The organism is Nitrospira sp. T9 (genome assembly GCF_052156535.1).
GTDB lineage: Bacteria > Nitrospirota > Nitrospiria > Nitrospirales > UBA8639 > Nitrospira_E.
Genome location: NZ_JBQKUP010000024.1, coordinates 62343 through 88418 on the forward strand (window position 1 = coordinate 62343; position 26076 = coordinate 88418).

The following is a 26076-nucleotide window of genomic DNA, read 5'->3' on the forward strand; positions in this document are numbered from 1 at the left end:
ACTGGTAGAAAACGAACCATAGATCACTGAATGAGAGAACGGGCTTTATTGGTCTGCGGGATTTCCCGGAATTACCAGGCACGTCATAGGCGGGATGGCGGCCCAATATAAGGCTTGCGCTTCGGCAGGATCAAGTGAGAGCACCAGGTATTGGTGTGACCCTCCCCAGGACGCCATTCTGGCTGTGACCTGTCGCCCCCAGCCGGCAATTTGATGCCCCAGGTTTGCCCAAAAGGAGGGGAGGTGAGGGGGTTGGACCAGAATGGTCAGGGATTCTTGAAAGGTGAGCTCATAGCGAGTGGGCATGTTGCTGACGGTTAACGGAGTGATGGGATCTTCCGGCGAAGATTCCTGAGATAAATCTGATGGGGGAGAAATGGGCAGGGGAGAGACCGATGGGTCTTTCGTCTGGAGGTGCAGTACGGTTGAGTGGGTGAGAGGGGCTCCGATCCACTTGGCGCCGGTTAGAGGAAATGTCCGCAGTGGGATGCCACGGGCTTTGAGCAATACGATGTTTTTGTCGGTATCGACGATGAAATAGAGAGATTTGGTTTTTGCCATTTGCAGCTCTTGTTCAGCGGGAGGAGAAGAGGTTTTTTGTTGAGCCCCGCTCTGGGAAGAACAGGCTTCTCCCAGGACAAGCATGAGGAGAAGCATCCACACCAAGTAGGAGCTGATGGTTTGGAGTGGCCAGTGGATGAAAAACGGCTTGTGAGGATTCAATAGATGATCAGGGTGGTGCCAAGGGGCACGTGGTGAAAGACATATTCAAGCGGTTCATCTCCGAGTCTGATGCAGCCATGGGTGACGTTGGTGCCCAGCGTTCGCGTATACAGCGTGCCATGGATGAAATAGCCATTGCCGAAACCAAGGGCATAGTCTCCCAGCACGCCCGTTTCAATCCGGTCTTGGGGTTTGGTTGGAATGGGTTGCCCCTCTTCAATGAAGGCCCAATCGGGTTTGTTCCAGGCCGGATTTTTAATTTTACTGGAAATCGTAAACACCCCACGCGGAGTATCGAACACCCATCCGTTGCCGGGATTGCGGGGATCTTGCAGTCGTGCCCCGCTGCCGGTTGAAGCCACGGCACTGTAGAGAATTCGATTGCCCTTTCGAAGGGATACCCGATTTTGAGCCGTATCGACCACGAGGTAGATGCCCTTGGGTGCCGTGGCAAGGAGATCGAGACCGGAAGGATAAAACGGGATGTGTGCTTCCTGGGGGTGGATCGTCACCGGGACCACGGCTGGGGTGCGCTTTGGAGCCTGGGGAGGAGAAGCCCCAAGTGCCGTTGTCACGACGACGAGCAGGCTCAGCAGAAGTGTCTGGCGTGAGTGGGGGGGCATGAAGGATATCATCTTATTCTGTGCGGGCGAAGGAGGCGGCAAGCGTACGGGGTTTGTGCCACCGTTCATTCCGTTCCTGAATATGGACTTCCAACTGGTGTAAGGAGGTCACGACGTCATTGTCCCGGTTCAGTGCCCCTACGATGGTGACCGGCGTTCCGACGTTTACCCGTTCGAATACGTCACCCATCGCGGAATTTTCCAAGGCAATGCACCCGTTGGTGGTTTCTTCGTTATTGGGATCTTCGCCATGAATTTCAATCAGGCTGCCGATTGACCGTTTCTGGGGCACCAGGCCCTTGGCTTTAGCCTCGTCGAAGCGCTGCTGATGGGCTCTCGTGGGGTAGTCCAAGAGTAACGCTTTATAATAGATGGTCCCCGGTCCTTCTTTTTTGTGCATCACGCGAAATTGTCCTTCCGGTGTGGCTCCGTCTCCCTCGTAGAGCTTGTCGGCCAATCCTGAAAATCCCACCCGTGCCGGAAACTCCGCAACCACCCGGCCGTGTTGGTAGACGAGGAGGCGACGGGGGGCCTTGAGGACGATGACGGCTGTGCCGACTGATCGTTGTAGGGTCTGCGTGACCCATTCCTCCCAGCGGGCAATTTGGGCCTCGTTTGTGTAGCGGTTCATTTGTGTGACGACATGGGCTTCCACGCGGCGAAGATGTTCAATCGCCTGCTCTCCGGCTGACCTGGCCTGCATGTATTGTCCCTGCTCCAATCTCAACACACTTTCTCGAAGCAATCTCTCTGCCCGGGACAGTGCCGGCATCTCGTCCTCCAGATCGAATACATGAGAAAGCGCTCGCAACCGTGTGAGCTGCGCCTGTTCAGGCAGAAGGAGCTCCTCGACCTCCAGGCGCAGGGCAATGATTTTTTGGCGGGAGGCTTCAATCAGCAGAGACCCTTCTTCCACCAGTTGTTGATAGGTCTGGTTGAACTGTTCAGCGTCGCCGGTTGTCCACCAGTGGTTGGCCTCTGTCCGCCATCGGGCACGGAGTTCGAGCATTTGTGTATGGAATTGTTGATATCGATCAGGAAACAGGGTCTCTGCGCCGTTGACCCACGCCTGTCGGTCCAGGTCTTCGACCAGTGAAGGAAAAGTGTCGGGATAGTCCGTGTGTCCCCACCAGGCAAACGTCAACGCTGGAAGCAGGACCAGCATGAGCGTGATCATCCAGCGCCGACGCCAGGCCGACTGAAACCTGGTTGGCGGAGTGATCATATAATGTTCTCCATCATCATACGTGTTGCTTTGCGGCAAGCCGTTTGACAGAAATAATCTGTGCTTGAATTCGAGTGGCAAAAGATTCTACGGAATGGGAGGTGGTCATCACGTCGATGAAGTGTTCTTGTGCCATAATGGATTCGATTTCAGCGAGGAGGGTTTCCGTGTCCTGAAAGGCTTGTAGAAGTTGGTCCAGCTCCCCGTGATCAGGCGTGGAAGCGGAAACATCAGCCAGGAGCGCACGAACCTCTTGAAGATGCTGTTTGGCAAAGGCGAGAGCCACCTCGGCATTGGCTTTGGACTCCTTTTTGTTGGCGATGGCTTCGATTTTGGCCTGCGTGGCGTTGTTGAAGACTTCCGACAGCATTGTGATGACAGGATCATAATTACGAAAGAGCGGCATCCGATCTCCTTGTCAATCCAGTTTTTGTTGTACCTGTCGGAATGCCGTTTCTGCTTCAGTGAATCTCTCAATGGCGTAATGTTCGGCTTCTGATATTCTCGCGTCTTCAAGAGCTTGGGTGGCTGCGTTCAATTGGGAGATAGGCGGTTCCGCGCAACCGGTCAAGAGCAGCCAGGTCAGGAAAAGCACATGTCTGCCCCAGGGAAGGTCAACGGTTTGAGGCATGTGCCCGTTGAGGGATTTCCAGCCGGCGTTGATTTGGATTCTTTCAGTCACGATGATTGGGGTATCCTTATCAGTCCGGAAGGTCGGTTTTTCTTTAGGAGGAAGAGGGGCCGAACCATTCCGGCCCCTCTTGTTTTCGCCCGAATCAAAACCTGAACAGGTGGGGCCTTTTCCTTGATGGTAAAAGGTCGTGAATGGCAGGTATCGGGTATCGTCCGGATACCTATTTGCCCATTGGCTTTTTGGCCGGGTTCTGCTGTGGCTTAGTGGGGCTCGGGGCGGCAGTCGGTTTGCCGATTGGCATACCCTTTTTGGGATCTTTTGGATTTGATTGGTTCACAGTAGCACCTCCTTTAAAGGTTGGGTAAGCCGTCATGGCTTACTACTCTTAGATATATCAGCAAACGTAATGCCAGATTTTGACCTGCTGGGTAAGAGGAATTCCTGGATTTTATTGAGATAAGGCGGTGAAATTTCTTGCAAGAACATTATGCGGAGAGACATCCTGTCCAAGGAAAGAAATCTTGTCCATTTTTCCTGAAGATTCTGGTTCAGGTATGGAGTGTCTCTGTGAAATATTTTCCGGCGTTTCGATTGAGGTCCGGAGATGGTTTCCGGCTTAAGGGCAGAGGGTTGATCCCGCTTTTACCATTCTTTTGCCGGTGCTGCTTGACACCCGGTAGGTCCGCACGAAGGACCTTTGATTCGTGTATGAAACAGGAGGGGCTTTGTGCCTCTTATGGGGATTGGCGTTGTAAATATTGCGCCGCGGCATCCAAGGCCCGGCTTAGCAGTTCAGGCCCGGCCCAGGTTCGGGTGTTCCGGGTTTGATGGACTGTGGCCCAGTCCAGTGCATAGGGGAGGGGAATGAGACGAACCGGGCCCTGGTAACAATCCGTCCAAAGTTTGCTCAGGACCGTCCCGATTCGAAACGGGGAAGGAATCAGTTGGATGGGGTTTCGTATCAAGTCTTGGCAAAGTTCCGCAGGGGAAGTAACCAGCAATTCCCGGCAGGCGGATGGCCGCTGTTCATAGATTGAGCAGATTTCATCTTCCAGAAATGGACAGGGCATTCGCAGCGCATAGTACGCGCGATTAAGAGGTTCCAATTCTTCATCTGTGCCTTGATCCTCAGAAAAGGTCAATCGTTGCAACCCCTCCTCCAGGCCGGCCTCACGCAAGGTCCTTTGAGCCGCCTGAAATCGCTCAAGCAACCGCTCCTTTTTTGGAGATGGGAGGGCTTCAACAACCGACAGGAGCGCAAGGGCCTCCGGAGGGGCGACGGGAATCATCATGCGACAGCAGGCGGCGCAGCCTTTTTGGCAGGATATGGTGGCACCGGTTTGAGTGGTGTTGTCGATGGCCAGCTGGTGAGCTTGTTCTCCAAGGGACTGCATGAGGGGAATAATGTCGGTAATGGGAATGAATCCGGTCGGTACCGCAACCGACGCCGTCAGATGCCCGACAGGGGTTTGAATATCCAGGTTGTAGGATTCGTGAGGAGTGGAAGATTCCATGAGACAATCTATTGGAGAAGTTCTCTGGTTAACGAATAGGAAGAAACGCTGTGAGGCACCGGATTCGACTTTCTCGGGAAAGCAGATTACACGGAAATTGTAGAAGAAATCATGGCAAAAAGAAACGCTGATCGTTCCTGTCTACAGCGAGTGAGCTAAATGAACACGTTCCTGCGAGCTGTTCCCTCAAGTGAATCCACCCTGCCCTGAGCAGTCCTGAGCTTCCAGTCTGATATGGGGGCATTGGATGGGTGGTGTGCCTGGCGTTTATCGGACTCGTGGTCTCTGTCCCCTTTGGCAATTACCAGAGAAGGCAGAGAAGAGAGAGCCTGCTTGCCATTTCAGCCCGTGCCTAAGTGCTAATGGGGTTTCACCCTGGTCATGATTTTATCGGTCCAGGCTAACAAGATGGCCGAGCCTAAAAAGGTCAGATGGATAATGAGTTGCCATTGAATATGTTCAATGGGCACATTGGCAATGTTGACGAAGGCTTTGAGTAAATGAATGCTGGAAATGCCAATCAACGAGGCTGCGAGTTTCACTTTGATCGTGCCCGGGTCAATATGGCTGAGCCAATCCGGTCGATCAGGATGACTCTCCAGACTTATTTTACTGACAAATGTCGCATATCCTCCGATGACGACCATGGTGAGCAGATTGGCGACCATGGTGATATCCACCAGGGTGAGGGTTCCTAACATAAACACGGTTTCGGTGAGGTCCCCAATGTCGTGCACCATGTGCCATAGTTCGGTCAGGAATTTCCATGCATAGAGCACTTCAGCGAGGATCAATCCACCGTATAAGGGTGCTTGTATCCATCGGCTGGCAAAAATGCCCATTTCAAATACGTGTTCGATCCAATGGGGAATGTCTTCCGGTGTGGAACCGATAGGAGAATCAGGTGAAGTCGGGGACTGGGACATAGGTACCTCCTTAGAGAAAAGTGTTAATTAAATCGCCGGGATCTGCCGGCAAGCTTGGGGCATGGTCGTATTCGACTCCATGCAGGAAAACACATTTTAGGTTTTAGATCAGTTTCCGTTGACCTTGGATGTGACGACCGAGAATGAAAAAGAACTCATCATTCCAAGTTGGTTAACTGCTGTTGAACGGGGAGAAGGAACGTTCACGAGTGTGCAGGAATGAGCACGGTTATGGCGAGTAATGGGAAAGCAGGTAGATTTACAACAATCGACTGGAATTGCCATCTTGGTATGGCAAATATAGTGGGAGAGTTTTCTGCAGATTAAGCCTGATTGAAGAAATCTCCGGAAGGCCGTCCTTTCACGAGACATGCCTGAAAATGGACGAGATACCTGTTCTTCCTTTACACACAGGTTTTCTGGGGACGGGGAAGCGGATGGGGCTCAAAACCTCTTTACCGGGAGGAAAGGGGCTTCAGTTTAAGGGCAAAATCAACTTTTCGTGGAGAATAGCTGAGGACATTTAGGGCGAATTTCTGAAAATCATAGGTGGCGAGGCGATCCGTAAACTCTTGCGGGCTATTGGTGATAGTAAATTGGAGTTTGGCCACCTGTCCCTGAAAACTTTTCTGTTGGATATCGGTCAAATCGGGAAACCGGCTTGTTTCTCTGAGGATTTTTTTGAGATAAGCCAGTTGCTCATACGTGATCCCACTAATAGAAATTAAAAGCGTGGATGCAGACGTTTCTAATTGGTGCTGAAAATCATCCAGGAGCATCCTGAGGGCTTTTTGCGTGGCTTCCTCCACCGCTTTTTGCGAACCCGTTAACATATTAATGTGTGGATAGGAACCGTCCCCGATGGCTGAAGCGAAAATTTCTCCGGAGTCGGCATGCAGTGCCTGTAAAGTGACATTGGCTCCATGAACCTGCATGGGACCTGATTTCAGTGCCGATTTGGTCACCATCGCTCTTCCGGTAATGACGATACCTGCCCCATATTGGATTGCCATAGCTGCTGCCGCTTTCTGATTCCCTCTTAACAGACTCTGAACAGCCTGATCATGTTTGATGCTTCGTTGAATGGTTTCTTCGTCAACCAAGGAAAACCCCTCATCAAGTAAACTCTTTGTCAACAGAGTCCTACAAAAGGAGGGACGATGTTCCTTCCCGTTGATTTCCTCCCCGACCAGGACCATGATGAGAGGCAATTCTTTCCGTTTCTGTTTCTCTATTCGTTCCGCGAGAATCCCCACTTGTCCCAGGTATCGAGTCAATGCTTCGGTCTTGATTTGAATCTCCACCGACACCGTTAACAGCTTGCCCTCCATGGTTGACTTCATAATTTTTTGGTTCACGAGGTAGGGGTAAGGTTCTTTTAATAGATCATTTTTTTTAACCTGATATTGCAGCTCTTCCTTTGTACCTTTTTGGATTTCACTTTCTATAGCCTGGGAAATCGCTTTTCTTAAAGCCGATTGGCGGGCCAGTTCTTGGGCACGCGACTGATTGCCCTCAATCACTATAGCGGACCCCTTTCCGGAAAATGTCGTGAAAGTTTCAGCGAGTACGGTAGGTGGAAAAAGGTATGGGAAGGTACACCACAACATCAACACAACGTACAACAAGGCATGTATGGGTTTTCTATTGGAGGTATACCCCAATAATAGGTCGATGGCAGTCCAATTCGTTTTCAAGGAATGCCATCGTCCATTGTTAAGGAAGAAGTTTTTTTTGTCGTTATTGCCCAAAAAGACCCCCAGTAGGATTTCCTCTCGGTAATAGGCCCCCGTTTGGCGATCCGGCTTGGTTGGGACAATGAAAGGTGAAACTCCAACTGGTCCCTGTACATTTTGATTTCTTGCACGCACAATTGGGCTTCACCGTCACAGTCACCGGCGTGTTCGGCGACGGGATCGTGATGGGCACTTTTTCGCCGTTACTACGGCATGTCGTATTAAAAGAAGCCCCTCCCGCATTCACTTCCATTTCATCCTTGATACTTTCGGTATCATAGACAAATTGTGCCACCCCGGTTGCTCCATTAAAGTCGATCGTGAAAAAGCCAGGATTATCACCTCCTGAACCATACTTCGTATTACACTGGACTACGGCGGTGTCCACCGGGCCTGTTCCCATTGAAGGGGGTGGTGGTAGAGGCTGGCGGGTAGATCCCGATCCTCCGGCTCCTTGACCACTTCCCCCTAACCCTTGGCGAATTTGATCATCAATGGCTTGGACCTTGTCATCCCCTTCTTGCTGAATTGTATTGATGGCTCCGGCCATATCCTGACTGCTCATGATGGGATCGGCATTCTGGTTGGTTTGATCGATCATCATTTGCCCTTGGGCTTGCGCTTGTGCCACCCCTTGCTGGGCCGCCGCGTCCTGTGTTTGTCGGTCTTGCGCATTTTGTTGATTGATCCTTTGGCGATCGTTATCTGCTTGTCGGTCTGTGTCTCTCTGGATGCCTTCCCGGTCGCGATTGCGGGCTTCGTCTTGGTCCTTGTCGGCTTGGGCCACTGCGGCGATATCCACGGGGGGCGTGTCATTCGAATCACCGCTGACCATTTGATCCGGGTCAGAAGGGGGCAGATGACCGGTGGAGCCATTCTCTCCAAACCCTTCCACCGCTGCGGCCTGTTCGGGGGTTATCGGCCCATCATTAGCCGGTGGTGCATCCCCTGGTGCGTCTGGGAATCCTGCTAACAAGTCATCCCCTTGCTGGCTTCCCCCTGAAGAAGGTTGATCGGATGGGTTGGCTTGTTGTGCTTTGGCCAGACACCGTTGAGCTTCCCCGGCATCTGTTGCCGCATACGAGGCTAAGACTTCCGCAGCACCAGACAATGCCTGGAGGTCAGCTACAATACCTGGCGGAAGAGGGCCAGCGGCACAGGCATGTACCGTTTGAGCTTCAAGTTTGGCTTTGTAGCTGACTGCTTTTTCCTTAGCCGATTGTGCGATGGCGTCGGCATAGTTGCCATAGGTATCTCCTTTGGTTGCGTCCACAGAAATTTGGTCGCACGTACTGTTTAGGTCTCCCACGGCATTCGAAATCGTAGCTTTAGCACCAGCGGTCGGAATTATTTCATGAGGACCATCTGCACCACTGATTTGAATGACGATCTGATCAGGTGTCGCTTTGGCAATATTGTCAATCCTGGCCATGCGGCTCTGATGCTGTTGACACTTTCCTTGGAAAGATCTGGCTTCTGCTCCAAAGGCCCGAGCTTGATCGGCAAGAGAGGAAATTTCTGTGATAATGGCGTCGACAGGTCCACTGCTTGTCTGAAGATCCCTAAGTGCAGTTGTATTGGCTTCAATTGAGGCCAAACATTGGGTAATTTCGGATTGAAGGGCCGGAGCTTGAGTGGCAAATCGCTGAATGGCTTGGACATTGCCTTGGGCCAAACTGGCAGCACCGGATGCCATTTGAACATGGCTGGACGCATCGGCTTGGTGGGGATCCTGGCACACCAGCCCCCGACGCTCTTTTGCCAGATCGCGATTTTTGATGAGAGGATCCCTATACCCTTCGGCATCAGCTTTCAACGTGATGAGTTGATCAATTTTGGCTTGGCAGGTGCCGCAGGCGGCGTTGAAGTCGGCCGGAGTCTGCATCCCCTCGAGCACGGCCAATTTTCCTTGTGCGTTCTCGTATTGTATTTTTGCTTGCTGGATGGCCGTGGACTGAGCCGGCTGGAATGCTCGCCCTTCTCCCGCCAGTGCTGTCGCTTGCTGGGCAAAAGCCTGAATTTTGTCAGCGGCTTGACGCTGAGTTTGTCTGGCTGCCTGTAATGCCTGTCCTTTTTCCTCTTCGGCCGCATTTGCGGCAACCCCCTCCTGAATAGCCGTAGCCAAAGTCATTGCAGCCTCTGATCCGCCAAGGGTTAAGACGGCTGCTACCGCTCGTGTGGCCGACCACGCTGCGCTTTGGGCATATTCGCCTGCTGTGACAGACCGTCCCTCTTGTCTCGCTTGTTCTGCATATTGAGAACCCACATCATACCCAATTAACGCTCCTCCCAGAATTCCTCCAACTATCCTTCCTCCGGAAACAGGTTGGTTTAATCGGTTTATGAGGGACGGACTTTGAAAAGAGGATTGGCCTTCCGTCAGCATAGTCGCACCAGGACTGGATGGTGGGAGTGCCCCTGCACCTGGAGGCTGGTTCATTACCGTTGGTTGAGGTGCCGCCATTGTTGGTCGCGCTACTCCGGTTGGTGTCCCTGTTCCAACAGAAGGGGCCACTTGCAACGTATTCCCGCCTCGGAGCAATATCCTGGCTCTCTGCGCGGCATTTCCCATGCCGCTGGCAACTCCCCTGGCACCGTTGAGAAGTCGGTTCGCCATGTTGGTCGCTCCTTCCCACGCCCGCTGAAGCATTCCCGGTCTGGGTGGAGAACGTTTTGGCAACATGTCATACAGTCCCCGGTTCATCATCCCCCTGAAACGCTCTGCGGCTTGAGGACCAACATTCTGATGCAACCACCGATAATCCTCGGCCATCCTTTGCCAAAATGCTGTTGGATTCGAACCTGGTCCTCCTAGCAGGGTTGGTTCGGTAAACGCCGGCAAATATGTGTTGATGAAATGCGCTCCAGTTTCAGCCCCGATTAATCCTAAGGGATCGACGAGATTGATTGGGTCATTTTGAACATACACGTAATCGTTGAAGGTTTCAGGATATTCAAACTTTTTAGGATAGGGGTCTGGAGAAAGAAACACGCCTAGGTTTGGCGAATAGTATCGAGCACGGTAATAATAAAACTGACTTTCTCTATCATAAAATCGGCCTGTGAAGGTTAGGGGATTTTCAAGGTCTTTCCCTTTCCTAGTCATACTCCCAAACGGTTCATAGGCATAGCGAGTTGTCACTTCACCTTGATCATTCACGAGTCCAATCGTGCTCCCCTGTTGATCCGGAAGAAAATAGTATGCCTCGTCCTTCTGAAGCATCACGAGTGGACTATCGATGAAATTTCCCTGAATGAAGGTCTGAAGGGGATTATGGTCTTTATCAAGAACCATGAGGAGATTCTTCCCATCATAGAGGTAGGATGTCTTCGTGTGTCCGACTTGCTTGCGAATTCGTTGACCCTCAGGAGAATAGACGTATTGAACTGTCTCTGTGGGGGTTTGAATGGTTGTCAGCATACCAGCGGCGTTAAACCGGAAGTGGCTTTCTTCGTCATTATCAATGATTTTGGTTAAGTTCCCCGAACCGTCATATTTCATTGAATGGGTAGACTTCCCAACCAGTTGCCCTGCTTGGTTGTATTGAAACAGTTTTACATCTTCTCCATGAATGTCGACTAACCGTTTCGACAATGGAGCATAATGAAATGTTCGCGTCTGAGTTCCCTGTACCGATTGTATTAATTGGCCATTGACATCGTATCGATACTGTCTGGATGTGCCCTTCAAATCCTTGATGGTTATCACTCTTCTCAGGTCATCATATTCGTATTGTTGGCGCTGAATTTCCTTACCATGTTGATCCAAGAATGTTATCTGACTTACTAAATCGGTCGGGTGATAGTGATACCGAATGGACACGCCATTCGGATATTTCACTGTTCTTTTCCGGTTTTGGGAGTCGTAGGAGAACGTGATGGTTTTGTTTGGTCCAAAAGAAATCTTCTGAAGATTGCCCCGTAAATCATACTTGTAGGTTACCTTCAGATGTCCAGGCACCTCCAAGGAGATCCGGTTCCCAAGGTGATTGTAGGTATAGTGAACGGTCTTTCCTCTTAGGGGGTACTTTTCCGATGTCAACTCGTTAAACTCATTGTACGTCAAGTGTTTTTCATATTCCGGCCCCTTAATCCTGATGAGATTCCCTCTTGCATCATAGGTAAATTCCTGCTCGGCCTCGTCCGACGTCACCACCTTTGTTATTCTGTCAAAGTCATCGTACGCATAAGAAATGGTAGCGCTGTTTGAGGATGTTTTTTGCGTCAGGCGGTCTGCCGCATCGTAGGTATAGCGAATGTGTTCTCCCCATGGAAATGTGGTTTGAACAAGTCTTTCTCCCAAATCGTACTCATATTGATAGGTTCGTCCATCGGCCGTATGCGCTGCCAAAACCAACCCCGTGCCTTGAGGATCCATGTCATATGTGGTCTCCTCTCCATTGGGCAGAATGACCTTGATTAAATTTCCCGCCTCATCATAGACATAATGCTTTTCGTCCCCTTGAACGTTTTTCTCTGAGAGAAGATTTCCGCCTTTACCATAATGATATGTTTGGACTTTTCCTCCCGGCAGCAGAATCCCTTCCAAGCGATTCATCGAGTCAAATTGCCACTGGGAAATTGATCCATCTTGAGCCGTTTCTTTTATCAAATTCTTAAACGGGTCATACTGTCTTGCAGGCGTACCCCTCTCTTGATCCTTTGACTGCAGCCCTTCATGGTCGCCCACATCAAGCTGAATCCGTTTTCCGGCAGAATCCACTATGGTGGCCAGTTCCCCCTTCTGATCATATTCGAATTGGTCTCCTGCTCCGTTAGGATAGGTGATGGCCTTGAGATTTCCCTCAGGTAAATATTCAAATCGGGTGATCAAGCCTTTGGCATCTCGTTCCTTAGTGATTCGTAATTGGTCATCATATGTGCGGGATAGGATAAACTGAGAGGATTGGAGAATGTTTTCTAATTGTCCGAATTGGTTGTATTGAAATTCCCGTGTTCTTCCAAGCGGATCATTGAATGCAACAAGTTGTCCCTGGTTGTTCCACTGGTACCTGGTTGTTCTTCCCAAGGCATCATGTTGCGCGGTAAGGAATCCTTGCTCATCATATTCCAATGTTGTAATCCGTTTTTTGTCTTTTCCTTGAACGATAGACTGTGGCAGCCCCCATTCATTGTAAGAGTAGGACGTTTCGCTCTTCCCCGGCCCCGCAACTTTAATGAGTTGCAGCTGGTCATTGTATGTCTGGTGAAGGACCGAACCATTAGGGAGCACTGTCTTTGCAATCAGTGAAGTTTCCCCCAAATAGGTATACCTGACCGAACTTTGATCGGGATAAAAAATTGTACTTAACCTATTTAAATTATCATAGGTATAAGTGACAGAGTGTCCCTTTGCATCCTTATAGGAAACCAATAAGCCTCTCGGGGTGTAGAGTTCCTCCGTCAGGTACCCTCCGGGGTTTGTTGATCGCACGAGGATGCCACCCGAATTATCTGGAAGTACTTCTTTTTGTTGAATACCCACGGGTCCTTCAATGATAGTTTTCGTAATTCGTCCGGTTTCCTCTTGTACGTATGTGTATGTCGTCACCCCATCTTTTTTCCTTACGGCTTTGACCAACCCCGTAGACTCAAAATAGGAAATCTTTACAAAGTCACCCGTTTGATAAACGATCCGATCTAATCGCCCTTGCTCGTCATATTTATAATGTGTGGTCAGGTTGTTTTGATTCGTGGAAGATTCCAATAAACCCTCAGAATTGTACGAATAAGAGGAAGAGACTCCATTGTAGGCAAGGATTTTGTTAATCTGGCCGTGAGGATTGTAATTAACGTGGAGAAGTGATTTATCTTTCACTCCAGGCATGTGCATGCCAATTCCTTCCGAAGTGATCTTAAGAGTTTTTCCATTAGGATACTGAAGCATCCTTAGGCTGCCATCTGGAGCATACCTCTCAATAATTCCATTTTGTTTGAGCCACTGGTATGTTCCTTCTTCAACCGATATATGCCCTTGGCTCGAAGAAGAAAACCTGTTTTCTGAGCTAGAACGTTCAAAGACAATCCTCTGTTTGCCATCTGCAACGATTAATCCCTCCGCAGTGCTGCCCTGAACAATCCGTTTTTGAAACGGACGAAATTTCCAGGTGAACGTCTCATCACTCTCAGCCTGTTGGTTCACCCAGTCTCGTGATACTTCTACCCGCACAGATTGAAACTGAACAACGAGATCGACCTCCTTGGTTTCGAACATTCCTGTCAATGGGTTTACTGCAGCGAGTAAAGAAGAAGGAAGAAAGAAAGGTATGAGAGTCAGGAGCAATCCCCTTAGACCGGGCCCAAAGAATTTGGTATGTAAGAAGGGTGAGATCACGGACATTGGGAAGATCGGTTGAGTTTCGGAGATTGAACCTATTATAGGATGGCCAAGAGTCCCCACACGTCTTTTTGAAAATGCTGGCTGTTGATCGATCATGCTGACATCTCCTGGACTGCCGGAGTTTTTTAGAAATTTTAAAATCGATTCTTAAGGGATTCTTTTTCCTTTATTTTAAAATCATGTCCCAGGGCACGACCCAGGCATAATCATTGTACCGGCCCTCCTTTGCATAAAGGTGGCAGGTGTAAATAATTTTATTATGTTTTTCGACGAAGAATTAACACTCCCATTTTGTCATAAATATATTGATGGGCATGTTGTACGGTGGGAGCTCCAAGATCGGCGGTGGAATACATATACCGCATATAATTCTCAATGGCCTCCTGCTCCAATCCATGCTCTTCGGCTTTTTTCCCTTTTTCATAGTAGGATTCAGAAAAATTAGCCATTTTATCCTCGATGGCCTGAGCGGCCCCTTCAATGGCTTGGGCTAGGAGCTTCTGAAGAAATTCTTCTTTGGCGGGCAATTCATTAGGGTCACTATTGACCCCTTTCCCGGGATCCCCCTGTACGTAGCGGTCTAGAATTTCATCGGTTTTAGTAATGGTTTTCGAATCTCCCACTTCAGAGGTGGTGAAATTCACAAGGCGATAGGCCAGCATCACCTCTCCTTCTAATTTGAGATCATAAATGGGGTAGCGAAAACTATCAGTAATTTCTTCTTCAAGTGTGGGAGGGGTGCGGGCAAGCTCATCCTCCGAAAATCGTAATCGATTTTGTGCATCTGTAAGCCGCGAACGTGCCGCACTCACTCCGGCCACTGAACCCAGCCCCTGCAGAATGCTTCCGATGGCCATCGGGGCTTGACTTTTTGGAGATCCTGGCGATTGGTTCAGTTGCTGCTGCGTTGCCATCATGTTGGCTTGACTCTGTTTGGATTGGACTTCTGCGTTGGTCAATTCCTGTTGGGCAAGGACCATATCCTGTCGAGCCGAGCCGACGGCCTGTCTTCTCGGTTCATAATCAGGGTTCGGGACCAATCGGGTCCCGCTGACATAGGTGGAGCTGCCGAATGTCGGTTGATCTCTCCCGATTTCATTGACTCTGGCCCTCAGGACTTCGCCGAAAATTCCTCCATGCGCACCCTTTATTTTTTTAACCTGTGGACTGGTGGACGGATCCAAGAACCCCTGTCCAAGAGCCTGCTCCTGTAGAATTTGATCTATCACCTCTCGGTCAAGCAGGGTCAAATTTTTCAGTCTTTTCGAGTTTCGCAAACGATCTAATAGTTGATTGTAGACCACCCCTCCGGCACCAGACTCGGAGGATTTATTGTCAAAGTGCACGGCTATCCGCAGTTGGACTTCTTCCAACAGCATTTTTTTGACCAGGGCGATTTTCTCTTCTAGGTCCTGGTATTGGGAATCATGCTGTTCACGAACGATTAAATAATTTGCTAGAGCCAATCCCAGACGAGTACGATCCTCTTGCCGCATAAGTGAGTCGGCTTTCGTGTAATAGGTCGCTGACAAATTTCCTTGAAGTTCCGATAGCAGGGATTCCACATTGAGATATCCTGGCTTGAGCTGGGATATTCGAGAGAGCTTGTCCCTCGCTCCCTGTAAATTCCCTGTATTCTGATCTTGAATGGCTTCGTTGTATAGGATATCCGTCCACTGGTCGACCAAGTGGGATTGGAATTTTTTCATTTCCGGGTTCTGTGGCTCCAATTCCAGACTTTTTTGCATTTCTTCATAGGCCAGAAAATACTTATTCTGGTCCCAGGCTTGTTTAGCTAACAACAAATGATGTCGCGCCTTATTCTTCAGGCTGATAGCGGAATTTTGGTCATACTCAGAGGCTTTTTGAATTTCCTGGGCCGCCTCTTGAAAGTCTTGCTGATGAAGATGTGCATCAGATCGACCTTCATGGTATTCGGAAGCTTGTTGGCGGGTATGCTGAATGTGGGTGGCCAATTCCGGAAATGAGGACTCGTAGCGTTTCATCGATTCCAGCCCCCTGATACTCTGATCCCATTGTTTCGACTCCTCCCCTTCCTGGACGAGCCGGTGTATCTCTCCTTTTAACTTGGCGTATTTCTCTTTTTCTTGTTGATATCGTGTGGCATAGGTGGTGTTGGCCGGTTGGTAAGATGTGGCTTTTTCGAAAGCGATTAAGGCCCCATTGATTTCGTGCTTCTCTGTCAGCGCTTTGCCCCGTGCAAAATGTTGGGCTGCGGCAAGGGATTTGGCTTGAGCCAAATCAGTTTGAATCCTGGTGTCGTCCGGGTTCTCTTTTAATGCTTCCTCAAATTTCAAAATAGCCTGATCATAGGCTTGAGCTTCTAAATAGGTTTTTCCTGCTTCATAAGCCTCGTCATTCCCCAGTCCAATTGCTGATGTCGCATTGTCTATGCCCTCCGTGAGGGTTGTAGTGGCCCCATCGAAGCTCTCCTTTATTGACCCGCACCCACTTCCAAACAGCACCAATAAGAGACCAACGATTATGCGAGTGGCAATCCGTCCTTGATTATTCATCACTTTCTCCCATACCAAAATTAGGGCTTAGGGTTTCTAGAAAAATGAAAAACATTTCCTCTCTGCAGCTCCTTAGGCCGAGAAGGTGGAGTTTAGAAGTGTTGTCCCTATTGCAGAATAAACTCCTCAGATTTCGTGGGCTCTTCTTTTTCCGGATCTGAAGGTTTGTTTGACGGGTCCCCACTAACGAATTGCTTTGGCACGCTGACCGTTACTTGAATCGCTCCAGTGGAAAGTGATTCGATCCGTTCAATGCGAAGAGCGTTTTTCAGTTGGATTTTCGTGAATCCGGTTTTCACGGTCAATTCCTCCAAGGCTTGCTGGAGAGCTGATTCCTGGGCTAAGTGTTGTGATTCTGTCGCATCTTTGGAGCCCTCATGAGGAGGGAAAGCGGACTTGGTTAGAAAAAATCGTTCCTCCTTGACCAAGCCGGTTGGATAAAACCGGAAAACCTGGATATGCTCGGAATGAAAATCCGCTACATAGACCTTTTCTTGGAACGCGGCAATCGAAGACAACGTGGGGAAATTTCCTGGTTGGAGCTCTGTAGGCCCCCCAAATGAAAACCCGAATATCTGCTTTTCTGCTGATGTACCAAACATGAAGATAAGGTGGCCTTGAGAATCAAACACTTGAATCCGATGATTTCCCCGATCGGCCACGTAGAGATTGTCCTGTTCGTCCACGGTGATATCAACGGGCTCCAGGAATTGGCCTGGGTTCCGGCCCTTTGATCCGATCACCTTTATAAACTGTCCTTCTTCCTCGAACAGTTGCACTCGGTGATTGTTGGCATCTAACACATACACCTGGTGTTGTGCGTTGATTGCTAGAGATGTTGGATTATTAAATTTTCCATGTTCCGGTGTCTGTGGTGTAATTTTGTCACTTTCCTGGCCAAAACTCGTGAGAAAAATGCCCTCCCTATTAAAAATTTGTATTCGATGGTTTTCCGTATCGGCCACATAGATTAAATTTTTCTTGCTGATGGCAATACCGGCCGGTTCATCGAATTGTCCTGTTTTTTCTCCTGATTTGCCAAATTGGTTTAAAGAGGCCCCTTCTGGATCGAGTAGTTGCACACGATCATTGCCGGTATCCGCTACCGCCAACATTCCATCTGCAGAGGCTGTCAAAGCCATGGGAGCATCAAATTCCCCTGGTTTACTTCCTTTCCTTCCGTATACCTGATTTGGGGAGCCGATTCGCAGAATATGATCCCGCTCCTGAGAGAGAACATGCAGACCTTTTGTTGGGACATAAAAAAGGTCTGTGATGGCCTCCTCAGCCTTGAGTAGGGACTCGAATTCGATAATCGGCGGAGATTGGGTTTGAACCATCATGGGGTGCTTCTGACTTCCTGCCACATGAAACACTTGCACCCGATGATTATCGGAATCGGCGATATAGATATTCCCGTGTTCATCAGGGGCCAAACCGCTGGGCTCATCGAATTGGCCCCGTCCTTCACCCCCTGATCCAAAGGTCACCAGGAGGCTACCTTTTGTATCCACTTTTTTAATGCTGTGATCGGATCGTTCGCTGATATACACATCTCCTTTTATGTCTACGGCCATGCCTCTTCCCGAATTGAGGAAGTCAGGCTTCTGGACGGATTGAAAGACCCATTCCCGCTTTTGCGTATGGGGATAAATTTTGACAATTTCCGGTTTGCCTGGCATCAAGGCAAATACATTTCCTTCTGGATCGATGGCAATATCTGATGGGGCATTGTCTATTGAAAAGGCCTGCAAAAAAATGCCGCGATAGCTGAATTTTTGAATCCGTTGGTTTTTTCGGTCGGCTACGAAGATCATTCCAAATTGATCGATGGCCAACCCGGATGGATTATTTAACTGGCCCGGTTGATTGCCGGAGGATCCGAAGTGAAATAAAAGTTTCCCAGAAGCATCGAAGGCCTGAATCCTGTCATTTTCTGTGTCCGCCACAAACACCTGGCCTTTTGGAGAAATGGCAAGTGATTCGGGCTCGTCCAATTGGCCGGGGTCGGAACCTGGTCTCCCAAAGTCGAATTTAGGTTTCCCGGAAGCATCAAAGACAAAAACCTTAGAAGCTTCTTTGTCTAACACATACACATCGCCATTCACGGCAAGGGCGACGTCGACGGGTTCTTGAAGTCCCGCGCGAAATTCTTGGACGTACTCCACTTTTTCAAATCCTAAAGATTGGTAAGGAGCTATAAGGACGCCAGTCAACAGAAGAACGCTGAAGGTGCTTGAAAGATAAAAGCTGGAAAGTGGGAGGAAAATATTTTTCAAAGGAGTCCTCTTTGCGATTTCTTCAACGGAATACTGACAATTTGGAGAAACTCGCTAAGAGGGAACGCCGGACTCACATGCCGGAGTGGCTTAAGGAGACCAACTTGTGATTAATGCCCAAGAAACCCTTCCTGTCTCCATCCAGGAAAATTCCCTCACAAGAGTGAATGTTTCGTTTCCTCTGGATTTTACGAATTGAAGGCTGGAATCACAAGGGAAAATGCGGCTTTTTTTGAACACCAAATAATTTTTGCTCGTGGGGTGTGAAGCCGGGACACATAGATTCCCTCCTCCTACTGAGGGGGAAACTCGTTCAATCAGTGACGGTATGCTCCCTCCTATTTCGAATAATCTGCGATCTTTTGTCCATTATTCCCCGATTGCCGGGATAGGTGGGGTGATTTTTCGAAGGCAGCCCGTGACTTGATTAGACGGAATTTGTCTGAAAGAAGGGCAATACCTCTCCAGAAAGTGATCGAAGATTATTGCCACTGACCGGGCCAGGGCTACATCAGAAAATCAGGGTCACTGAAAACTGTAAGATGCGCCCGGTATCAAGTTTCTCTTTATCCTGAACCGTCAGTGACCATTTTCCCTTTGGGTTTTTGCCGACGAATGCCAGGAGGTCCGGTGTCGTGGTGACATCATAGATGGTGTGAATATTATCTGTGCCGCCTCCAATTCGATTATGAAGCAAAATGGACGATACTCCTGTTGAATTGGGGGGTACCACCTTAATGATCAAATCACCGATATACGAATGCTCAATATCCACTCCGATCTTGACGGAGGTGAGCGGGGTGGTCTCGGCCACTTGAAGAGAGAGTTGTGACGTTTGAAGGTCGCGAATGGGAATGATGGCGGTCGAGGTATGAACAGTGGTAGGAGTCGGAATGGCCGGTGCAGCCAATTCTACCGCGCGTTTGGCATTGATCCGGCCATACCCATATAAGGTGCTATGCCCGTTGGTGTCATATTTGCCAGCGCTTGGATCAATTTGATCACACGAGCGTTTGAGCAGATCTTTGACTTCATCCCATCGCAGGGAGGGGTTGCGAGCAAGAATGAGGGCGGCCACCCCTGCGACACCGGGACATGCGCTTGATGTGCCGCCAAAATCGTTCACATAATTGCCTGCCGCATCGCCTCGACTGACTTGTCCGGGATTATATCCTGCTGATGCTGAGCGATCGGTGGTCCAGATTCCCGGAATGGGGAGAATGGTATCGTTGCTGGGAAAGGTACACCAAATAGCCTTGCCGAAATCACTATAGGCACTCCTTTTCCCTTTGGCGTGGCAGGCGGCCACGGCAATTACTTTTTCATAACTGGCATAACCATCGTTATCGACACTTTCATTGCCGTTTCCGGCAGCCCAGGTGATCACACACCCTTTTCCGTTGCGCCCATTCGCGACGGCCCAATCAATAGCAAGGCGAGTGGAATCCGGCAGGGGAACGACGGTGTGATGGAGCGGATCGCGTGGATCCCACCAGGCGCCATCCTCCGGCCCCCAGCTACAGGAAATAACATCCGCGCCATGTTGGGCGGCCCAGATAAATGCATCAGCCTCGGCCTGTGAGCCTAAAGGGGATACATACCGGATGGCCATCAATCGGGCTTTGGGAGCGACCCCTGCGGCACCATGAAAACCGTTGCCGATGGCGACGCCTGCACAGGCGGTTCCATGATTATCCCGGCTGCCGGGTCGAGGATCGTCCGTGGCGCGTGTCACGTCGCGAGGAGCGACAAGTTTTCCTGAACCGGCAAACTCTTCGTGATCAAGATCCATGCCGTCATCAATGATTGCGACAGTGATATTTTCTCCCTCACTGAGTGGCCAGGCGGCCTCCACGTTGGCATGGGCATCATAGACCGTTCCATCAATCGTGGTCTTTCTCAGGTGCCATTGTTGTGGGAAGGCTGTGCGCCATCCCATTTGTCGGACAAGTTCAGGGTGACAGAGCTCCACATGTTTATGCCGCAAGAGACTCTCGGCTATGGCAAACACTTCCTGTCCTGTGCCCTCGGGCGCTTCGATAAAGAAGGTATTGCGAGCATATTCCAACACCCGTTTGATTCCAAGTCCGGAGGCTTTTAGGATTTTTCGACAAGTGGATTCCGCCAGGTCATCATCAAATTTAGCGAAAAGATTTTCGGTGTACAGAACAGGTTGTTTTGATTGAGGATCGACCAGGACCCGTCCGGCAAATTGAACGTCTTTTACGGATTGTATGGTGGTGCGGATGGCCCCTCGCGCGCTCGCGCGTTGAACGGTTTGGGGATATCGAAAGATTTCCACGCCGGCATTGTGAAACCGGTGCACGGGCTCAAGATTGTCCAGTGCCTGTCGAGCCCGCGTTGACTGGGCGGCGGCTTCCAATGGTCGACGACTCTGCGTTCGCACGACCACGAGCTCTTCATCGGTTTTCAGTTTGAATGCTTTCCCGTTTTGTCCTCCATAACGAAATGACAGCATGGATGTTCTCCTTCTGTTTGACTACCCAATGATACGTGGACTTGCTTCGCATTCCTTCGTAGAATGGCTCATGGCTATGAACGATCCCTTTTCTCAATTTCCCCTAAGGATAAGGGTAGAAGCCCAAGCATTGTCGCGTGTCTATGTTCGTGAATCTGACTGTTTTGCGATCCATGGGCCAGTGCCTCCGGCTTTGACCACTGCGGTTTTGTACGCTTTTGATGATCCGGTCATCAACGTGTGCCGGGGTGAGGTCCCGGCCTTGTCGGAGCTTCCTTCCGACTTGATAGTGACACCGGTCTATCGTCTTGAGCCCAATGGTCCGCAAGGAGTGCCGTCCGGCAATGTGTTTATTCGTTTCCGGTCCCAGGTTTCCGTCGAGGGTCGGCAACCAGAAATAGAAGCGTGCGGCTTCTCCATTCGTGAATCACTTTCCTATGCACCTCATGCGGCATGGCTTCGGAGCCAGGATGGAAATATTGCCACGGCGCTTAATGGTATTGCAAAGTTGCGTGATTTAAATGATATGGAACTGGTAGAACCGCAGATGTTGATGAGGCGAGTGCAGCGGTCATCCGACGGTTCCCCGTCGAATGTCCCACCTTAAAGAATTTTTTTACGAATGATCGCGTCGGTGTCGGATGGTAGGGGAATCTGCAGGGAGAGCGATTCGTTGGCGGGCATGGTTGGTGATGTCGCCAAGCGCTTTTACGACCCAATTGTCCGATTGTAGGGCTCCGACGATTGTCACCGGAGTCCCTTCTTCAGCGAGATGAAAGACGGCATCCATATCTGCATTATGGAGGGTGACACAGCCATTCGTCTTGCTGTTGCCACCAGGTTGTTGGCCATGAATTTCAATGAGGCCTCCAATGCCGCGGTGTGCCGCCACGCCCCCCTTGTTCTTGGCTTCCTGGAAACGTTGACGATGTGCATTGGTGGGATAATTGAGTAAGAGGGCTTTATGGAATTTGGTGGATCCCGGTCCTTTCTTTAGCAAGATACGAAACTGTCCCTCCGGTGTTGCGCCATCCCCTTCCAGCAATTTGTCCTGAAGTCCTGAAAAGCCGAGATCAATAGAAAAACGGCGCAGTGGTTTTCCATTCCGATAGACTAGGAGATGGCGGGAGGCTTTAATGACAACGATAGCTGTGCCACCTGTCCCTGAAGACCAATCCAGGGTGTTGGTGACCCAATGGTTCCACTTGGCCACTTGGGAGACGGTCCCGTACCGTTTCATTTGGGAAATGGCGTGAGCCTCGACGGGTACAAGAGATTCTCTTGCCTGTCTGAGAAGGATAAGAGCTTGCTTCTCGCTGTCTTGTGCGAGTCGAGAGGCTGCCTGGTTCAGTAACCCCTCTGTTACCGATAGGGTCCGTAGGTTTCGTCGAACATCAAATATACCGGTTAATGCACGTAGACGGGTGACTTGGCGACGCTCCGACTCCAGGGCAGTTCTCAGTTGCTGGTGCCGGGTGAATTTTTGGTGTGTGGAGGCCTTAAGAAGGGTCGAGCCTTCTTTTAGCAGGTTTTTGTAGGTTGCTTGAAGCGTATAGGTGTCGGTGGTTGGCCACCAACGTGCTTGTTCTCTCCGCCATTGCGTTCGGAGAACGATGATGTCCTGGTGAAATGCGCGATATCGTTCCCGGAAATAGGCTTCCGCGCCGTGGCTCCAAGCCTGGCGATCGAGCGATTCAAGCTGAGGCGGGAAGAATTCGGGAAGGCGATCTGCCTTCCACCAGGCAACAATCAGATATGAGAGCATGATGAGACCTCCAGCCGCCAGCCAAACTGCTGGTCGTTTGGCTGGTTGTCGGCCAGAGCCCCACCATTGCATGCGTTAGGCCTTTTTGTGTTTTCCTGTCTTCTGAATGGCCTGCGCGACCTGTTCATTCACGCGGGCTGATAAGGCTTGAACAGATTCGGCTTTAGCCTTGACTCCTATATAGTCTTCCATGGCCATAATGGCGTCAATCTCAGCAAATGTGGTTTCTGCAGCTTGGAGGTCGCCACGTAAGGCTTGCAGATCGGCCTGGGTTCCCTTGCCCGTTGGCGCTTGGGCCAACTGATTTTTGGCTTCCTCTAATGAGGTTTTGGCTAGTACCACAGCTCCTTCCGCCTGGGTTTTCACCAATTGCCTGCTTGCGATGGCTTCGGTTTTGGCTTTTTCGGCATCCGCTACGACCTTCACTAAGATGGCATTTGCCGCATCATAGTTGCGCGTCATGACAAATGTATCGTCTTGCGCTGCAATTTCTTCCTGGGCTTTTTGATATTCGTCCTCTGCAACACGCAAGGATTCAGAAGCATATTTCTCCGCACCGGCTTGCTTGGCAGCCTGAAGGGCTTGCAATGCCGAGTCCGTCCCTTGAATGGGTTTTTCGGCGCAGGCCATAAGCATGGGGCCGAATAGCAATACGAGAATCCCCGTTTTCAATGATTGAATCACGTTTCCCATGTTAGTCAATATCCTCCTTTATGATAGAGAGAGAAGATTCCCTCCCCTTGGTTATGGTTGTACGAGCCTGGCCCACGGCTGGTGGAAGGGGTGAATTCCCTGCCCTCGTTCATGAAGCCCACTGACTTGTCTGGAAAGTACCGCGTTGGTTTGTCTGCGGAATGTTTGGGTAAGACATTTCAGATACGAGAGGCGTGAGTTCTTTCGTTCCCTCCCTGTTCCCTGAGCGGCTTTTTCTTCAAGTAAAGATTTAATGAGCAAAGAAGATGCCAAAGGATTGTGATCACAAAAGACGAGGATGAGGTGTATGAACGGCTAAAAGATCTATTTTTGCATGCAAAATCAGGAAAAGGGCTGAATAATGCGTGAGTGCCCATGGACATCATGTCTGAGAAAAGAAACTTTGTCCGTGAATTTCTTTAAAGAAGTCAGTAAACGAAGCACCAAATAATTGCCAGGACCCACAAAAGCTTTGTGATCGGTGTAATGTTGGTTGAGGGAGAGGTTCAACGAGCAGTGGATCCCATGCATTGGACCGGAATTTCTGGATGCTCAGTGAAACCTTCTACGGTATATTTTTGTTCAACGAAAGGAGCAGAAGATGGCACGATGATCCCGAAGGAATCACTCTCCCGCTTTTAAGGCCAAAGTCGCCTTGGCGGCAGTTCGAGGCGACCGAACGCTGGCAGAGTTGGTGAAACAATTTGGTGAGCATCCCAATCAGATCCAGGACTGGAAGAAACAGCTACTTGCCAAAGCTGAGCACGTATTTGGGGCAAGTACGGCCAATCCCGCCACTCATGACCAGGTGCAGCAGAAACTCCATGCAAGATCGGGCAGCTGACGAGGGAGAAGGATTTTTTAGCCAACGCGCTCGGGCACGGCCGATGAACGAGCGCAAAGCGATGATCAAGGTCAAGCAAGAGCTCTCTGTGATTCGTCAGTGTGGGTTGTTGGCCGTCCCTCGCTCACATGTGTATGTTCGCAAACAGGCTGTCTCGGAGTTCGACCTTGCATTAATGAGACAGCTCGACGCGCTCTATCTCCAACGGCCGTTCTAGGGGAGTCGACGGCTGTGCGTTGAGCTTCGGCAGCGCGGGTATGGAGTGAACCGGAAGCGGGTCCAGCACCTGATGCGAAAAATGGGGCTCCGGGCTATCTACCCAAAGCCCCGCACCCGTCAACCTGGCAAGGGGCAAAAGGTGTATCCCTACTTGCTGAGAGGCTTGAATATTGAGCGCTCTAATCAGGTCTGGACGAGTGACATCTGTTATATCCCCATGGCCAAAGGGTCTATGTAGTGAACGGTCATATGGACTGGTACTCACGTCGAGTGCTGGCCTGGCGGATCGCGAATACCTGGAAACTGAGGTCTGTGTGGAAGCGTTGGAAGAAGCACTCGGCTATTATGGAGCCCCCGAAGTGTTCAATACCGACCAGGGGGCCCAATACACGAGCGAGGCGTTCCCGGCGGTGCTCAAAGCTCAGGGCGTATGAATCAGTATGGATGGGAAAGGTCAGTGGGTCGACAAGGTCTTTGTGGAACGACTCGGGCGAAGCGTGAAGTACGAGGATGTGTATCGAAAAGCCAATGACACTCCAGCCACACTGCGGGCTGGCCTGACAAGCTATTTTCAATTCTATAACAGCGCACGTCGTCATCAAACATTGAACCGACAAACACCCGATGCCGTATATTTTGCTGATCTCAAAGCAAGGCAGGTGGCGTAAGGCAAGGCAGAAATTTCAATTATCGATCTGCCCAGAAATCATGGTCCACTTCTTTGGATGCTACTGGATCTCTTGCTTAAGGGAACATATGCGCATAGGGGTTTCGATCGACCTCATCATGTCGTCAGGAGGGAGAAAGTGGGCAATACCCTGTTTGAGGGCTGTGTGAGGAGGATGGCTGAAGCCTTTGTCTATGACGCTTTGGGAGGAACCTGATGAAGAAAAAGAGATGACCCACGGAAATTCCGTGGGTCAAGTGATGAACTTTGAACGGGGAAAAACTATCCGACGAGTTCAGCGACTGGTTTTTGAAATGACCGGTGATTGTGTTTTCGCTGTTTAGTCCATCTGCGGGTAGTAGGAGGAGCTGGCTCCGAGTTCGGCTGAGTAGCGTGTGCGGGCTGGCTTTTACCAGTAAGAGTCTCTTCCACCTGTTGGAGTTCCTTGAGATGGGAATGGTGTTGTTCCAATTCCCACGCAACCGCTTTTGAAAGTTGCGCCACCTGTCTGCGTAATTGGTTCATGGCGTGCTCATGTTGTAATAATTCGCTTTTTCGAGCCTGGCTTATGTACCGGCTATCGACATACATCATTGGTTGATCCCTCCGTGTTTTGACGGTTGATACTTTCAATGCATTAATCCGATTCCCCATTACTTTAGTAGGCAAAAGCAAACGTGTTGCCACATTCAGTTTCCTCAGGATTTGACACCTAAAGTCTTGATGATTCAATGAATTTTCATCAATAAATATCCATCTGGTGTATGCTCGATTCTTGATATGGCTGAGTACGGTCACTGTTTTTTACCATCAGCACAGAACGATTCATTTATTGTTAAGCATCAAAATAAGCTTGAGTACATCTGATGTGA

16 protein-coding genes and 1 pseudogene are annotated in these 26076 nt (G+C 50.0%); 2 read left to right on the plus strand and 15 right to left on the minus strand.

The genetic code is table 11. From position 1 onward, the window contains the following. Positions 1-45: 45 nt before the first annotated feature. The 12 genes from ACTRXD_RS03065 to ACTRXD_RS03120 form a co-directional block, all read right to left on the minus strand. Complete coding sequence (locus ACTRXD_RS03065; RefSeq protein ID WP_442430373.1) at positions 46-645, minus strand: hypothetical protein; 600 nt, start codon at positions 643-645, stop codon at positions 46-48. A gap of 74 nt (positions 646-719) precedes the next feature. Further along, positions 720-1346, minus strand: a complete 627-nt coding sequence (locus tag ACTRXD_RS03070; protein ID WP_442430374.1) for a L,D-transpeptidase — start codon at positions 1344-1346, stop codon at positions 720-722. Positions 1347-1359: 13 nt separating this feature from the next. Beyond that, positions 1360-2571: a L,D-transpeptidase family protein gene (locus ACTRXD_RS03075; protein WP_442430375.1), complete on the minus strand. Its 1212-nt coding sequence runs from the start codon at positions 2569-2571 to the stop codon at positions 1360-1362. A 16-nt stretch (positions 2572-2587) separates the two neighbouring features. Further along, complete coding sequence (locus tag ACTRXD_RS03080; protein ID WP_442430376.1) at positions 2588-2977, minus strand: hypothetical protein; 390 nt, start codon at positions 2975-2977, stop codon at positions 2588-2590. A 12-nt stretch (positions 2978-2989) separates the two neighbouring features. Next, the gene (locus ACTRXD_RS03085) at positions 2990-3253 is read right to left on the minus strand and encodes a hypothetical protein (protein ID WP_442430377.1); all 264 of its coding nucleotides are present in this window, start codon (positions 3251-3253) and stop codon (positions 2990-2992) included. Positions 3254-3939: 686 nt separating this feature from the next. Further along, entirely contained in the window at positions 3940-4719 is a 780-nt protein-coding gene (locus tag ACTRXD_RS03090; protein WP_442430378.1) for a YkgJ family cysteine cluster protein, read from the minus strand. A gap of 359 nt (positions 4720-5078) precedes the next feature. Continuing rightward, complete coding sequence (locus ACTRXD_RS03095) at positions 5079-5645, minus strand: TIGR00645 family protein (RefSeq protein WP_442430379.1); 567 nt, start codon at positions 5643-5645, stop codon at positions 5079-5081. A gap of 455 nt (positions 5646-6100) precedes the next feature. Beyond that, positions 6101-7168, minus strand: a complete 1068-nt coding sequence (locus ACTRXD_RS03100) for a hypothetical protein (protein WP_442430380.1) — start codon at positions 7166-7168, stop codon at positions 6101-6103. 217 nt (positions 7169-7385) lie between these two features. Next, positions 7386-13595 carry an RHS repeat-associated core domain-containing protein gene (locus tag ACTRXD_RS03105; RefSeq protein WP_442430381.1) on the minus strand — a complete coding sequence of 2070 codons (6210 nt, stop codon included), beginning with the start codon at positions 13593-13595 and terminating at the stop codon, positions 7386-7388. A gap of 383 nt (positions 13596-13978) precedes the next feature. Continuing rightward, a complete protein-coding gene (locus ACTRXD_RS03110; RefSeq protein WP_442430382.1) occupies positions 13979-16258 on the minus strand; it encodes a hypothetical protein in 2280 nt (759 codons plus the stop codon). Positions 16259-16365: 107 nt separating this feature from the next. Further along, on the minus strand, positions 16366-18426 hold the full coding sequence (locus ACTRXD_RS03115) for a 6-bladed beta-propeller (protein ID WP_442430383.1): 2061 nt from the start codon (positions 18424-18426) through the stop codon (positions 16366-16368). Positions 18427-19048: 622 nt separating this feature from the next. After that, on the minus strand, positions 19049-21016 hold the full coding sequence (locus ACTRXD_RS03120) for a S8 family serine peptidase (protein WP_442430384.1): 1968 nt from the start codon (positions 21014-21016) through the stop codon (positions 19049-19051). On the opposite strand from ACTRXD_RS03120, the gene ACTRXD_RS03125 reads away from it, so the two are divergent. Then, the gene (locus ACTRXD_RS03125) at positions 21015-21623 is read left to right on the plus strand and encodes a hypothetical protein (protein WP_442430385.1); all 609 of its coding nucleotides are present in this window, start codon (positions 21015-21017) and stop codon (positions 21621-21623) included. The two genes, ACTRXD_RS03120 and ACTRXD_RS03125, sit on opposite strands and share 2 nt — an antisense overlap. A gap of 9 nt (positions 21624-21632) precedes the next feature. On the opposite strand, the gene ACTRXD_RS03130 is transcribed toward ACTRXD_RS03125, so the two are convergent. Together ACTRXD_RS03130 and ACTRXD_RS03135 are read right to left on the minus strand one after the other, a co-directional pair. After that, positions 21633-22853 (minus strand): L,D-transpeptidase family protein, encoded by a 1221-nt coding sequence (locus tag ACTRXD_RS03130; RefSeq protein WP_442430386.1) that lies wholly within the window; start codon positions 22851-22853, stop codon positions 21633-21635. Positions 22854-22856: 3 nt separating this feature from the next. After that, positions 22857-23474: a hypothetical protein gene (locus ACTRXD_RS03135; RefSeq protein ID WP_442430387.1), complete on the minus strand. Its 618-nt coding sequence runs from the start codon at positions 23472-23474 to the stop codon at positions 22857-22859. Positions 23475-24129: 655 nt separating this feature from the next. On the opposite strand from ACTRXD_RS03135, the pseudogene ACTRXD_RS03140 reads away from it, so the two are divergent. Further along, positions 24130-25205 (plus strand): annotated as a pseudogene (locus tag ACTRXD_RS03140) (IS3 family transposase). 281 nt (positions 25206-25486) lie between these two features. On the opposite strand, the gene ACTRXD_RS03145 reads toward ACTRXD_RS03140, so the two are convergent. Continuing rightward, positions 25487-25891 (minus strand): hypothetical protein, encoded by a 405-nt coding sequence (locus ACTRXD_RS03145; RefSeq protein ID WP_442430388.1) that lies wholly within the window; start codon positions 25889-25891, stop codon positions 25487-25489. Between the last annotated feature and the right edge of the window lie 185 nt (positions 25892-26076).

Coding starts and splice junctions, on each gene's coding strand:
- ACTRXD_RS03110 (WP_442430382.1), bottom strand. CDS start 16,258: ATGAATAATCAAGGACGGATTGCCACTCGCATAATCGTTGGTCTCTTA.
- ACTRXD_RS03095 (WP_442430379.1), bottom strand. CDS start 5,645: ATGTCCCAGTCCCCGACTTCACCTGATTCTCCTATCGGTTCCACACCG.
- ACTRXD_RS03135 (WP_442430387.1), bottom strand. CDS start 23,474: ATGGGAAACGTGATTCAATCATTGAAAACGGGGATTCTCGTATTGCTA.
- ACTRXD_RS03130 (WP_442430386.1), bottom strand. CDS start 22,853: ATGCAATGGTGGGGCTCTGGCCGACAACCAGCCAAACGACCAGCAGTT.
- ACTRXD_RS03090 (WP_442430378.1), bottom strand. CDS start 4,719: ATGGAATCTTCCACTCCTCACGAATCCTACAACCTGGATATTCAAACC.
- ACTRXD_RS03075 (WP_442430375.1), bottom strand. CDS start 2,571: ATGATCACTCCGCCAACCAGGTTTCAGTCGGCCTGGCGTCGGCGCTGG.
- ACTRXD_RS03120 (WP_442430384.1), bottom strand. CDS start 21,016: ATGCTGTCATTTCGTTATGGAGGACAAAACGGGAAAGCATTCAAACTG.
- ACTRXD_RS03070 (WP_442430374.1), bottom strand. CDS start 1,346: ATGCCCCCCCACTCACGCCAGACACTTCTGCTGAGCCTGCTCGTCGTC.
- ACTRXD_RS03065 (WP_442430373.1), bottom strand. CDS start 645: ATGCTTGTCCTGGGAGAAGCCTGTTCTTCCCAGAGCGGGGCTCAACAA.
- ACTRXD_RS03105 (WP_442430381.1), bottom strand. CDS start 13,595: ATGTTCGAAACCAAGGAGGTCGATCTCGTTGTTCAGTTTCAATCTGTG.
- ACTRXD_RS03080 (WP_442430376.1), bottom strand. CDS start 2,977: ATGCCGCTCTTTCGTAATTATGATCCTGTCATCACAATGCTGTCGGAA.
- ACTRXD_RS03125 (WP_442430385.1), top strand. CDS start 21,015: ATGGATGTTCTCCTTCTGTTTGACTACCCAATGATACGTGGACTTGCT.